Genomic DNA, 14,317 nt, shown 5'->3' with positions numbered 1-14,317 from the left:
ATTGTATCAGACATAAGTTACATTCTTCATATTTTAACTTCTTTGAATTCAATAATACTTAATCAGCTTGTCTTATTACTTCACTTAACGTATCGAGATACAGCTTATAGCAACTACAACACGCTTTATTATTAATAATACCACTCTTCTTAATTTAACTTTAATTCCATTGCATTGATTTTTTAATAATAAATATACAACTTAGTAATGATAATAGATATACAATAAGAATAATATACAACTGTTTTGGTTCAATGCTATCGATATAAAGACTCATAATTGGATATGACCAAGGAAACAGTATCCAATAGTTTGTATGAGAGATAAAAAAGCTACCCAACCCGCCTATAACCCCTACTAATAATGAAAGTAACGGGATTTTATAAAATATTATATTTATTAAAAAATGTAAATTCACAATAGTTAAAGAGCTAATCACCATAAAAAGTATAGAAAAAATTAATCTTTGATAAACAGTCCCAAGATTATCAACCGTTAATACTATAGGTATACTAGTTATGACTAAAGCACATATTAAATAACCAAAAGTAATTATTAAGCAAAACAAAAACTTATTACTTAATATAGTTTTTAAAGTGATTCCGTGATAAATAGCAGACATATATCCTTTTCTTCTGAACTCGTTTACAAAAGAAAATGACACTAATAGACCTATTGCAATAGGTAAAAATAATCTACAAAAAAGACTTAGAATCGCTATATGCATGAAAACGCCATCTTTTGATTGAGATGATACAGTTAGAAAGATTTGAAAACTAATTGGTATCAACAGAAATACTAGTAACAGGATATACAATCCATTATGAAGACTTTTTTTATATTCACCTAATATACCCACTTATTTCACCCTTTATTATTCATATGTATAATATTTAAAACTCACAGCTAATAACATAATTCCTAAAATATAGATTGAAGAACTTGCAAGATATATTAAAATAGTTGTTTCTTTCATCATTACATCACTTACTATATTCAATGCATAAAATATTGGAAATGTCTTTGTGAATACTACAGGAAATAATCCATAAGTTACGCTAAAAAAAATCCAAATAACTGACAAGGAAGCCGCAAGAATTCCCTTTTTTATAATCAAATGAAAAAGTAATTGAGAATATGGTATTGCTAAAGATAGAATTGTACAAAGCATCAACATTTTCAAAAAATAAAGTATAGATATTTCATATCCATTTATAAAAATATAGATACCCATAACTGAAAAATTTAAAATATTAAAGATTAAATAAAACAGTATAAACAATAAATTTTTAGCTACCAATAATTTAAATTTTGAAATTGGCTTTGTATAGATAATGGCCCAAGTACCATATTTATTTTCAGAAGAAATGATAAAATACCACATACAAGCAGAAAAAATGCTTAATGTTAGTGTATTAAAGTTTACTGTAATTGCTATAAGATTGGTAGATTGAAACATATCGGGATTATTCTTGTTAAAAATAAAATAACTTATACACAAAAAGCTTGATAATAATGAAAAAAACAAAGAAAATAACAATAATTTTCTCCCACCAATTTTCCTCATCTCACTATTCACACTTTTAAAGATAAATTGCATTATGATAGTAACTCCTTTTGTTTAGTTAAAGATAAAAATACTTCCTCTAATGTTAGCTTTTTAGGGCTAACTTCAAAAATATCTATATCATTTTCAATTAATATTCTGGTTAAATTAGGAACACTATTTTGATCTATCATTAGTTTGAATACCCCTTCTTTTTCTATGCTATAAGGTATATCCTCTGTATTTAAAATCCTTTCTGTGGCAGTATTGTCATTAACATGAACAATATATTCTCTAGAAGTAATAATACTGTTTAAATTCCCTTCATAGAGTAAGTTACCCTTATGTAGTAATGCTATGTGATCTGCTATCATTTCAATTTCAGCTAAATTATGACTAGAAATAAATATTGTCTTCCCCTCATTTTTTACTAAATGAAGTAATAAGCGCCTTATCTCGTGTACTCCCTCTGGGTCTAATCCATTTGTCGGCTCATCAAGAATTAGTATTTTAGGATCATTAAGAATAGCAAAGGAAATACCTAGCCTTTGTTTCATTCCTAAAGAAAAATCTTTCACTTTTTTATCTTTTGCTTTATATATTCCTGTAATTTTTAATACTCTGTCTATTTCATCTAAAGGCTTATTAATCATTTTTTGTACATAGGCTAAATTTTCATATGCTGTCAAATTAGGATAGTAGGTAGGTGAATCAATAAAACAACCCACATTTTCAAATAATTCTTCTTTCCAATCTTTGATATCTTTATTATTAAATAATATCGTTCCTTTATCTAATGGAATTAACCCTAATAGCATTCGCATTGTTGTTGTTTTTCCTGCACCATTTGGTCCAATAAAAGCATATAAACTTCCTTCAGGAACAGATAAGTTTAAATCCCTTACAATAGATTGATTGTCAAAAGACTTTGTTAAATTTTTAGTTTGGATTGCTAATTTCATTTTGTTCCTCACTTTCTTATTCTCAAATAAAAGTAAGTATCTATTAAATTCTTGATCTATTAGATATTCTATTTACCCTTTACCTAATGTTTGCAATTTGGATTTAGAAAATATTTCTCGTTGTTTTAATTTTTTATCAGTAAGTTCATAAACTCTATCTACACGCTCTAAAATATTTTCATCATGAGTGATAATAATCTTAGTGGATGGTATGGCAAATATATTTTCAATAACAGCATTTGCCGTTTCCCTATCTAAATGGTTAGTTGGTTCATCCAAAATAAGAATCGGATATTCTTTCATGAACAATCGTAACATAGCCAACCTTTGTCTTTGGCCACCGGAGAAATTTGTTCCTCCCTCTGAGATTAAAATATCATTTATACTTTGAAATTGAATATAATTACTCAGATTCAATTTATCAATAGACTCCTGGATTTTTGAAGGATCATAATTTATATCAAAGTAAGATAAATTCTCAGATAAACTTCCTCTAAATAAAACTCCATCCTGAGTCATTAGTCCTACATTTTTTCTTAGTTCCTCACTGTTCCAATCTTTAATATCTCTATCGTCTATTAATATATTACCCTTATCGGGAGTATGCAATTTTAATAATAAGTTAGCTAAAGTGGACTTACCACTGCCACTTTCTCCAACAATAGCAATACTTTCGTTATTTTTAATGTTCAAACTTAAGTTTTCTATTATTTTTTTGTCATCAAAACTAAACGAAATATTATTAAATTGAATCGATCCTCTAAGAATGTTTACTTTAGTATCCGATTCATCTTTTTCTAGTTCCTCTTCCAAGATATCTAAAGTTCTTAATAAAAGTGGTTTAACTGAATTCCAATTTAAAATTGATCCTATAATTGTTGAAACCGGAGAAAATATAATACTAGATATAGCAATAAAGAAGAAAATATTACTTAAATCCCCTTCTCCTTTACTAAAATTATAAAATCCTACAGCAAGCATTATGATAATAAATATTGTTGATAGGGAACTATTAAATGATTCTAAAGCATTTTGTTTTAGCGCTCGTTTATGTACCGTATCTAAGTATTTATTATAATCTTTTTGCCATACAGATTTAATTCTAGAAAAAATCCCTGTAGCCTTTACATAATACATCGCTTTTAATGATTCATTAATTTTCCCTCTATGTTCTCCTAGGTAATACGTTTCGACTAAATTAGCATTATATATGAATTTCCCTAAGGAAATATTGATAAATAGGGAACTAGCAATAAAAAACATCAATATTAAAGTATAAAAAGTCTCAGTATATAATAGATACATCAATAATGGAATGATAACTACTATTGATATAATCATTTCAATTAGATCCTCTAAAATATATCCTCGTATTGATTCTAGGCTCATGATTCTTACATTTAAATCCCCTGCATGACGTGTAGTAATCTTTTCTATGGGGGTATTAAACATATGCTCAAAAACTTTTGTTGTACTTTTTCTATCAATTTCTTTCTGAAAGTTTACTTTTATAATAGAAGTTATAGATTTTATCCCTATAACAACGATTAAACTTCCCAATATAATTAAAAGGTATCTTACATCCACTTCCTTTGAAGCATTCAAAATATCCATAAACTTTTTCAAAATAAAGGGGAAAGCAAGAATTGAGATTTGTGCTAACAATGCTAATAGTGCTAATAAAACAATCTGGCTAGGAGATACAAAATGATCAATATATCTAAGTAATATATGTTTTTCACGCCTTTTAGTATTTGGCTGTATATCTTTTTTGTTTTCTATTACTAGGATGTAGTCACAGAACATTTCCTCAAAACTTCTTATATCAATTATCATCGGCCCTGCCTTAGGATCTACAATATAAAATTTATTTGCTTTAACCCTTTCAATAATTACAAAGTGATTAAAGCCCCAAAATGCTATCATCGGCTTTTGTATCCTTTGTAAATCAGTTATATTTTCTATCCTATATGCAGTTGCAGAAAGTCCATACGATTTACTAACTTTTTTAATATCCAACAAACTCCATGCCGATTTTTTATTGATAATTTTACTATTTCTAATTTCCGAAGCTTGTACTGCTGAACCATAATAATGCATAATCATCGCTAGACAACTAGGCCCACAATCAAAAGATGTCATTTGCGGTATAAATTTAATTTTCTTTCTTAACATATTTATCACCTATTCTAGGCATTAAAGTATAAAATGCTATTTAGTTTATTATCCTCTAACCTTTGTAAAAAATACAAAATACTTCCTAGACCTGTAAATAATGCGATTTTATGAGGATTAAAATCTTCTATATCAAAATTATTCAAAAAGTTATTTGTTACTTTCATAACAATTTGTTTTTCATTGCGCTCGAGCATACCTCTATTTTCTAGCTCCAATAAAAAGTCTAGTTTCCCCATTAAACCATGACATAAACAATAATCACTATTTTCATGTAATGTACTTAAGATTTGTTTTTTAAAAAAAATTAAATCTGATTGTATATCCTCATTTTGATACGATTCTAAAATTTTAATTCTCGAGATTCCCATTCCACTAAATCCTTTACACCAGCTATCTGTATACTCATATTCACTCATACTCATTTTCTCACTTTTATGTATACCATGTATTACTCTATCGTACTTATTTGTTTTTAATATGCCTTTTAACTTATAAAATGCGAGAAGTTGTCCTGATAATCCATGAACAAACCCCTTTAATGAATCCTCTAAATTTAGAGTATCGTGAGCTTTCCAATATACAAATTCATTATGTGTTTGCATATTATTGACAATGTAGTCACCGAGATTTTCAGCCACTTTAAGCAATATTTTATAATTAGGATTAATTTGATAGAACTTAACTGCCGTTAAAATTAGACCAGCTGAACCCCCTAATATATCAAAATGCTTATCGCTATATTTACCTTTTTCAATATCAGAGTTGACATCCATAAATATTTGCAATATCAATCTTTCATCGATAGATGTTATATGTGGTAAATTTGTTAAATAGTAAGAAATAATTGCATTAACACCATTTACAAAACCATAATTATTTTTATTTTTGTTTAATATTTCTTGCAGGGCTTTTTGTTCAAGTTTATTTATAATTTCAATCTGATTAGGATCAGCATTATTTCTCAATAATGAACTTATTCCCAATAATCCATCATATATTCCACTATTCAAATGGTTTATCTCAAGCTCCCCTTGCCAATTTGTTTTTAATCCAATAAAATCTACAGCACCGTCTTTTGATATATAACTGCCATCAAGAATTTTCCCTGTAATTGCTTCCTTTATTTTATTTGTAGGTAAATTAGTTCGAAAATTAATTGTTTCCTTTACTGTATTCAGCTTATATAGATTATCATTTTGATTAGAAAGGGATATTTCTATAATTTTTCTTTGTAATAAAAAGTCAGCATATGAAATTTTTTTAAATTTTGTTTCTAGATCTATTTCATTATTTGATAAACTTTCGCAAGACTCCCATTCATACTTATTAAAGAAATATGGAACATCATAGGATAATAGTGCCTCTATCTCTTTTTGAATAATATCTTTCCTAGTAGCCAAGTATATGTTTTTTTCAAGAATATTCCGCAAATATTTTATAGTCTTTAATTTATTCTCTAATAAATCCGGAACATTTAGTCTATCTAATAAAAGGGTATAGACTTTTGTATTTCGATATACTTTTCGATAATTCCATTTAGAAACACTATTTTTTAATATACACATATACTCCTCTTTGTTTTTTAAAACTGAGTTATATGCATTCTCAAAACCTTTAATAATATCATCTATATAATTATCATACTCGTATATATCATCGTTAAAAAACGGTAAATTCTGAACTGTATCTTCTACTATTGTCTCTACTCTTATTTCAATTGGATTCGATGTAAATTCATTTTTTATTTTAATTGTTTTTACCAAAGACTTCATTACTCTCCCAATTGCACTGTAATCTCTTATTACCTCCCTACCTCCACTAAACCTTATAGGTAGCATTCTAGAATTTAATACTGAATTAGATAATATAAAACTACTGGTTTCTTCAGTAACACTTGGATTTAATGTACTTCCTAATGTCTCAAAATCAATTATGACTGGTGAGGATTGTTTAGCTATGATATTTTCATTATGTATGTCACTTCCATTAATCAAATACATTACCGAAAGCACTACACCTAAATTATAATAATAATCTTTAATTTGCTCATTAGATTCACATGATTCATGATTAATGTATTCCATATATCCATAATTTCTTTTATTAACTACTTGCGGAATAAAGATATCCGTATTTAAATCTTTATTCAGTTGATTAATTAAACTATGATATAGTATAGAATTTTTCAAATCGACTGGTTTTAAAATTACCTTATTATTAAATTTATCTTCTAAAAGAATTGTTCTCTTTCCATTATTATGGTAGTCACCTAGGTTAATAACTTTTTCTACATGCATAATATTAAAACCCGACATTTTATGAATTTCTTTTTGATCTTTTTCAAGAGCACCTTGTAACCAAATCATATAATTTATTTCATTTTCAATGATTGTAAAAATTTTTTCGTTTAATACGGGTAATATTTTAAAAAAATTCATATAAAATTTTTTAAAATGAAAGAAGTTCTTTGTAAAATACTTATATTCTTCATTGGTATCCATTCCTCTTAAAGCATTTTCTACCCTAAGTTTATTTATGTATACAATTAAGGATGGCCTTAATACTTGGTATAGTCTTTTTTCTAAATCAAGCATTATCCATTCAGAAACCTTCTTAACATTACCAAAAAAATTAATTTTATTTAACATCATATTTTTAAAGAATACTACATATGTTTGTATTATTTTTTGAAAGTTATAGTTTTCGTCATTCTTAATGACATCATTACATGAAAAATCCTCTAAAAAGATAACAAAATTTTTTTCTAGATATTCTTTTGTTACTAAAGAATGTGATCCATTATCTATTGTATTCAAAATTCCATGTGAATTATTTTTCATAATAACCTCTTCTTTTTATAGGTAGGAGAAACAGTTAGAAATTCATTCTCATTAAAGAGAGTAAGGCCTTTCGCCTTACTCTCTTTAACTATTAGTAGCATTTTTTACAAATTCTTTGTCCCATAATCGTGACGCATGCTACAGGCACATTCCAAGGACAATCTTTAGTTAAAGTTTCAACCCAACCAGGTCCTGCTCCACCAACTAATTGTTCAATCTCTTCATCTTCTACGACTTGTAAATATTTTTCAGTTTCCATTTCAATACCTACCTTTTATTTTTTTGAAAATGATGTTATAAATTCAATAATTTACCACAACATTATCTAAAAACAATATACCATTAAATGTTAATAAAAAAAAGATATATTTATAGAAAAATAAAATAATAGGATATTTAACTATATTAATATAATTAAAGGAGACTCACTTACTATATCATTAAAATTTAAAGGCTATTTTTCAAGCTAATATTTTTTAAATTTTATAAATTTATTAATAATCAATGCTGTTTAATAATTTAAATAATTCTTCTAATACCTGAATAACGATTAAGAATATTAATTAAACTTGTAAAAAATAGATTTTCAGAAGATATAACTCAAGAATATTTTACCATAAAATAGGATAATTAACTCTTATTTTAATAGTAAAATGCTTCGTCAGAAAATTTACATCATGAATTGCAAAAAGCGTGTCAAAAATAAAAAGATGAAATTGTAAGTATGTTCACTTCTCAATTCCATCTCTTTTAAAAATTGTATATCATCAATTCTCTTGTTCCTCGCTATTCTACATTTAAATACATGTAATATTGCCTATACTTTGTTATTTTCATGTGAAACTAATTCACTATATATCTCTTTCTCTATATTTTTCAAGAGAATTTCCAACCTATTTTTTGTAGCTAGAGTAAAATGTGGATTTAATTCTTTTATTATAAATTCAAGTATTTCAAAGCTTATGTAATCTCCTAATTCAAGTGAATATTGATCACCCAAGAAAGTTTTTAATTTTTTAGAGATCTCCACTTTATCTTTTTTGGTAATATTTACCCCCATTCGATAACAAACCTCTCTTAGATTAGTCTTAAATACTAATTCAAAAGTTTTTATAACATAATAAAAATATTTTGAAATTAATATAAATCATATAATGAAATTTTTACAAATAAATAAAAAATATACATCATAATCACTAAACAATATATTATGCATCATAAACATATATTGGCTCGTCATAAAGGCGTAAACATTTTGACCAATTTCCACATAACATTTCCCATTCACCAGCAGGATATACTTCCGTACGCAATATATGAAGTGGTATACGTAAATTCAATAACCGACCACTAAGCGTCGTACGAGTAACTCCCGCTGGCATTAAAAACTTTGCTTCAATTACCTTTTTCAGTTCCATCAACGAGTATTCTGGATAACTCATCAATATTTCATTTGAATGAGGCCAGACCTCAGTATCATTTGAATGACGGCGTACCGTATACTCATGTTGATATAAGCCGACAATACGATGCCATATCTCTAAATGGGTAAATAAATCGCTATTTAAATCCTTTGCATATAAAAAATGTTCTTGTTTATTTGCTTCTGTAATTTTTGCAAGCAAGCGTTTATTAGCAATAATCTTACCTGACCAAATTATTGTAGGTTCATTCTTTAAATTATTTACCCATTCCCCCATTGGTAATAAATGATTCCAAGCACGAATTCTTATTTTTTCATCGGGTACTACCTGTACAGCAACGCGTTTACAACCTAATGCCATCATAGCCTTCATACGATGGGCACCATCAAGTAACAGATAATTACCATCACTAAGCTCAGATACTAAGGGAGGATTCCGTAAAACACCTTCGCTTTCCATTACACGACAAATTTGTTCCAATCGTTTGTGTTCATATGATTCATGAAAGCGAATTTGCTTGGGATGTAAGAGATCTAAGGCCGAAATAATTTCACTCATAAAAACAGCTCCTCAAATAATTACATAAATTCTAAGCTTATCAAATAACTAATTTTCTATAATGATTAGTCTTGTTTACCGATATTTAGCAGCTATTAGACAATTATTTCAAACTGCGTTTTAATAAATTTACTAGTCTTCTAATAAAACACCAATTTCATTTTCCATAGCCCTTTGATAGTAATAAGCAGCAATAGCTACATCAAATATGGCCATACCCATTGGATTAAATAATATTGCTTTATCATAAGGGAAGTTTTGCAGTGCTCCTCGGATTACAACGTCAGCAATTGATACTGTATCTTCTTTTTGTAAACCTCTTTCAAGGTGCATCCTTTCAACATCAGTTTTTTCACGACAGACTTCTTCCCAATTATCAACAACTAGGGATTTTGTATATTCTAAGATATCAGGCTTAAAATCACGAAGAGAAACATTGAGTAGTAGCGCCCCATCTTTAGGTTTCTTATCAATATAACCTTCTGCAGAAACAGTACAAGTAATAAAAATATCAGCATCATTATAGGCTTCTTCATATGCATTAACCTTTTGAGTTTTAGAATAAATTTCCTCAGGAATTAATTCGTCTTTAATTCCATTGATATCATATAAGTAAACACTTTCGATTTTATCGCCTAATAGGGCACTTACCATCTTTAAATGCATCTGACCAATAGGTCCAAATCCAATAATTCCAACTTTAACATTATTTAAATCTCTTAACTTGGCAAACTCTCGAATCATTAACCCTGTAACAGAAGCTGTTCGTATTACACTGACCATTGCTGTATTAAGTGTCGCAAATGGTTTTCCAGTCATAGCATCATTTAATATGGTAACTGAATGAGCACGTTGAATACCTTTCTCAATATTCTTCGGAAAACTAGCTATCCATTTGATTCCTGAAACCTTAAATTCTCCTCCAATATAAGCTGGCATAGCAATAATTCTATTAGCCGGATCATCAAAACGTAAGTATGGCTTAATTGGCTGAGAAAAATCTTCTGCATCAAGACTTTGTACTGCCTTTGAAATGACATTTATTGTTTCTTCCCAATTAACACCCATTTCATTGATATGTTTAGTATTTAAATACATCATAATTGCTTCCTCATTTCTATATCATTTTTATAAAGAAACTAATTGGTCTTCTACTGATTTTTGTGTATTAAGCCATTCTACCCATTCTACGTTGTAAATAGTTGATGTGTAAGCTTGTCCATTATCAGGACACAAGAAAACAACATTAGGTGTATTTTGAACATCCTTATTTTCAAAATACTTTTGGATTGCATAATATGAAGTCCCTGATGATCCACCGGCAAATATTGCATGTTTATTAAATAGCTCATAACAACCTGCAACAGTATGAACCTCCGGTACAATCATTACATCATCAATCAATGCTTTTTTAACCATACCAGGTACCATACTGGCACCAATTCCTGGTATATATCGTTTACGAGGCTTATCACCAAAAATAGTGGATCCTTGACTATCTACCGCAATAATTTTAATATTAGGGAATTTTTCTTTTAATCGTATAGATACCCCAGCGATAGTTCCTCCAGTACTCACTCCAATGAAGGCATAATCTAACTGTTTAAAGTCATTAGATATTTCTCCACCAATTCCTTGATAATGAGCTTCAAAGTTATCGGCATTATTATATTGATTTGTCCAGTATGCATTAGGAATAGTATTTAAAAGTTCTTTCACCTTATTTAAACGCGTTAATAAATAGCCACCTGTTTCATCGCGTTCATCCACTTTAGCTACTTGATAGGAAGTTGCTCTCAAAAAATTCTCATAACTACCATTAATATTTGGATCAATAACTGGTATGAATTTCAGACCAATATACCTACAAAGAGTAGCAAGAGCAACCGCAAAGTTACCAGATGAAGATTCGATAATTGTAGAATTTTCAGTCACTTCACCGCGACTTATTGCTGATTTTAAAATATGGTAAGCAGCACGTACTTTAACACTATTCATTAAATTGTAATATTCTAGTTTCGCATACAAATTAATCTTTTCATGCTCTAATTTAATCATAGGTGTGTTGCCGATTACCCCTTCTAAACTCTCTAATTTCTTGAGCATAATTTGCTTCCTTTCTTGGTTAAAATCTAAAGAAAATAATTAATGATAAACATTTGTAAATGTTTTTTTGAATGTACCTCAAATAGAACTTATATCTTGAAGACAATATCTTTAGTATCGATAAGCTAAGCACCATTCAAGTACTGCCATAGCACTATTTAACTTATTTTCGGCCTGGGTAAATACAATACTTTTCGGTCCATCAATAACTGTTGCTGCTACTTCTTCCCCCCGGTGTGCTGGAAGGTCATGCATAAAAGTAGCTTCCGGATATAAAGTCAAAATTTTCTCTGTCACTGCAAATGGATTAAATGCATCTTTCCATAAAGGATCTATTTTGCTTGTCCCTGTTGTTTGCCACCTTGTTGTATATACAACATCCACTTCACTAGGTAACATGTTTATATCATGACATTCAATAACTTTAGCACCAGAAAATCGTGCATATTCTTTTGATTTTTCAAGCACACTTGGAGACACTCCATAACCAGCAGGTGTAAAAAGATATAACTCCGTACCTGGAAAACGAGATAAAGAAAGAGCTAGAGCTGCTGCACTGTTATTACCTTCTCCCATATATAAAACCCGTAATCCAGCTATTTCACCAAATTTTTGTTTCATTGTTGTTAAGTCTGTTAGCGCTTGTGTTGGATGTTCTTCCGCACTCATTGCATTAATGACTGCCATACGACTTTGAGATGCCAGTTTTTCCATTTCCTTTTGACTATCTGCAGTTCTTGCTACTAGTCCATCCAGCATTCGCGAAAGTACTTGAGTAGTGTCTTCTATAGACTCCCCTGTATTTTCTTGCAAATCATTTGGACCATACGTTACAATTTGTGCACCCATCTTTAATGCTGCAATAGAAAATGCCGATCGAGTTCTAGTCGATGTTTTACGGAAGTAAACCCCAATTATATTTCCCGCTAATATTTGATTAGGTTGCGATTTACCTGTGGCAAACTCTACCCCACGAGTTACAATTTGGTTAATATCACTATCAGTAAGATCCTCAAGAGTAATTAAATGTTTTCGAATAACCATTATTATATTACCTCCCTTTTGAATAAGTGCATGTAACAAAAATGTATTTACACATATATGTAAATCAAAAATATTAAACAGCTAAGGTAAAAAATAATAGATTGCAAAAATAATTCATGTGGATCCATTACCACAATTTTCTACATTTGTTTTTAAACTAATATATATCAGTTGATATATAGCCTATATGAACTCGAATTCTCTTTTTACTCATAAATACTTACATATAATTCTATTGTTAGTCTATATTCCTATTTTTTATGATATAGCTCTGCTGAATATATTACACACTATAACACTAAAAATATACTCAAAATACTGAATTTTCAGCTTTCTCAATTCTTTTATCAATTTTCTGTCAATTTATACTATAATTTTCTTTTTTTACACATTCTATACATAAAAATATTTTCTATAAAGATTTCATGCTTTCTATTTTTTTAACATCTTTATTACTATAATTGGAGATTTTCCTCATCTTTAAAATAATGCAACCAAGAATAAAAGCAAAAAATGAAAATATCCCAAAGGTAATATTTATAGTATTTAATGATAAGCTCCAACTAATTAGAAAGGAAACTAGAGCTCCTCCCAAACTTGCCGATGCAATAAATAAACTAGTCACTTCATCAATATTATTTTCCATAATACGGGAAGCTAAAATAAGTGTTATCGGAAAAATGCCAGCTATGACTAAACCAATAATGAAGATTACAGATAAATACATACCTGTACCACGAACAAAGGGGAATAGAAATAAGAGAATTACTAATGTGAAGCAACTAGATGAAATATATATCCAATAATTAAACTTATGAACAAGCTTACCTATAAAAATCCTTCCGATAACTATTGCTAGCCAGAAACAAGATATACTTATTGAACTAATTAATTCATTATTAGTAAGAATCATAATTGTAGATAAAAAATTTGCAAGATTGGTTTCTATACCTGCATATAAGAATGCAAAAAGTGATATAAATAATATAATTTTTACTTTTCCATTTTTAAAGCTAACAGTTAATGGGGATAGTGATACTTCCTTTTCATTCTTTCGAGGAGAAAGATTATTAAATTTAGCACTCCCAAACAAGTACCAAACTAATAGTGTGAAAATAAGAAATAGCAAGATTCCATATAAAATGAAATACCATGTATAAAATTTTATAAAATAATTGACTAATAAAGGAAACCCCAGCGCTCCAATCCCAAACCATACTTCAAGAATGCTGAATTTAGCAGCACTATTCTTTTCTGCTGAAATAACAAAGGAACCCATAGTAGTTTCTAACAAACCCGCTCCATAACCCAATCCAAATGCAATTACTGCTAAATATGCCCATTCTTTAACAAATATAAAACCTCCTAAAACTACTAACATTGCTAATATCCCAAATGTTAGAGTTTTAAAATAATGATACTTTTTTACTAAAACAGGCGAACTAAGAACACCAAATAAAAATCCAGTAAATTGAAAAAATATTAATATCCCTAGTTGATCAGGTGTTCTTTCATAATATTGTAGTAACGAAGGAATTAAACTGCCCATACAAACATGTATTACTCCTACAATAAAATAGAACAAGCACCCAAAATAAAATATTAACCGCACCTTTTATCAGCTCCAATTCAAAAGAAAAAGGGATTTATGTTACAAAT

At 28.7% G+C, this 14,317-nt stretch carries 12 protein-coding genes; all 12 read right to left on the bottom strand.

Annotated elements, in window-relative coordinates:
• Positions 1-160: 160 nt before the first annotated feature.
• The 12 genes from D1166_RS15865 to D1166_RS15810 all read right to left on the bottom strand — a co-directional run bounded on the left by D1166_RS15865 (position 161) and on the right by D1166_RS15810 (position 14,270).
• On the bottom strand, positions 161-859 hold the full coding sequence (locus D1166_RS15865; protein WP_021728631.1) for an ABC-2 family transporter permease: 699 nt from the start codon (positions 857-859) through the stop codon (positions 161-163).
• A 15-nt stretch (positions 860-874) separates the two neighbouring features.
• Positions 875-1,600, bottom strand: coding sequence for an ABC transporter permease (locus D1166_RS15860; protein ID WP_021728630.1), 726 nt, complete (start codon positions 1,598-1,600; stop codon positions 875-877).
• Positions 1,600-2,508 (bottom strand): ABC transporter ATP-binding protein, encoded by a 909-nt coding sequence (locus tag D1166_RS15855; protein ID WP_097855548.1) that lies wholly within the window; start codon positions 2,506-2,508, stop codon positions 1,600-1,602. Before D1166_RS15855 ends, D1166_RS15860 begins: the two co-directional genes overlap by 1 nt.
• A 72-nt stretch (positions 2,509-2,580) precedes the next feature.
• Positions 2,581-4,683 (bottom strand): peptidase domain-containing ABC transporter, encoded by a 2,103-nt coding sequence (locus tag D1166_RS15850; protein ID WP_098316253.1) that lies wholly within the window; start codon positions 4,681-4,683, stop codon positions 2,581-2,583.
• Between the two features lie 14 nt (positions 4,684-4,697).
• The gene (lanM, locus tag D1166_RS15845) at positions 4,698-7,526 is read right to left on the bottom strand and encodes a type 2 lanthipeptide synthetase LanM (protein ID WP_118043351.1); all 2,829 of its coding nucleotides are present in this window, start codon (positions 7,524-7,526) and stop codon (positions 4,698-4,700) included.
• A 91-nt stretch (positions 7,527-7,617) separates the two neighbouring features.
• Positions 7,618-7,785 (bottom strand): type A2 lanthipeptide, encoded by a 168-nt coding sequence (locus D1166_RS15840; protein ID WP_016090584.1) that lies wholly within the window; start codon positions 7,783-7,785, stop codon positions 7,618-7,620.
• Between the two features lie 558 nt (positions 7,786-8,343).
• Positions 8,344-8,586 (bottom strand): DUF2164 family protein, encoded by a 243-nt coding sequence (locus D1166_RS15835; protein WP_097855545.1) that lies wholly within the window; start codon positions 8,584-8,586, stop codon positions 8,344-8,346.
• A gap of 148 nt (positions 8,587-8,734) precedes the next feature.
• On the bottom strand, positions 8,735-9,508 hold the full coding sequence (locus tag D1166_RS15830) for a ParB N-terminal domain-containing protein (protein ID WP_097855544.1): 774 nt from the start codon (positions 9,506-9,508) through the stop codon (positions 8,735-8,737).
• Between the two features lie 132 nt (positions 9,509-9,640).
• Positions 9,641-10,609 carry a 2,3-diaminopropionate biosynthesis protein SbnB gene (sbnB, locus tag D1166_RS15825; RefSeq protein WP_097855543.1) on the bottom strand — a complete coding sequence of 323 codons (969 nt, stop codon included), beginning with the start codon at positions 10,607-10,609 and terminating at the stop codon, positions 9,641-9,643.
• 27 nt (positions 10,610-10,636) lie between these two features.
• Entirely contained in the window at positions 10,637-11,614 is a 978-nt protein-coding gene (gene sbnA, locus D1166_RS15820) for a 2,3-diaminopropionate biosynthesis protein SbnA (protein WP_097855542.1), read from the bottom strand.
• A gap of 111 nt (positions 11,615-11,725) precedes the next feature.
• A complete protein-coding gene (locus tag D1166_RS15815) occupies positions 11,726-12,658 on the bottom strand; it encodes an ornithine carbamoyltransferase (protein WP_098316367.1) in 933 nt (310 codons plus the stop codon).
• A 412-nt stretch (positions 12,659-13,070) separates the two neighbouring features.
• Positions 13,071-14,270, bottom strand: a complete 1,200-nt coding sequence (locus D1166_RS15810) for an MFS transporter (protein WP_097797320.1) — start codon at positions 14,268-14,270, stop codon at positions 13,071-13,073.
• Positions 14,271-14,317 lie beyond the last annotated feature (47 nt).

The organism is Bacillus sp. ISO11 (genome assembly GCF_003458115.1).
Classification (GTDB): Bacteria; Bacillota; Bacilli; order Bacillales; family Bacillaceae_G; genus Bacillus_A; species Bacillus_A cereus.
Note: the sequence above shows the minus strand (reverse complement) of the source record. Positions and strands in the feature narration are given on the sequence as shown.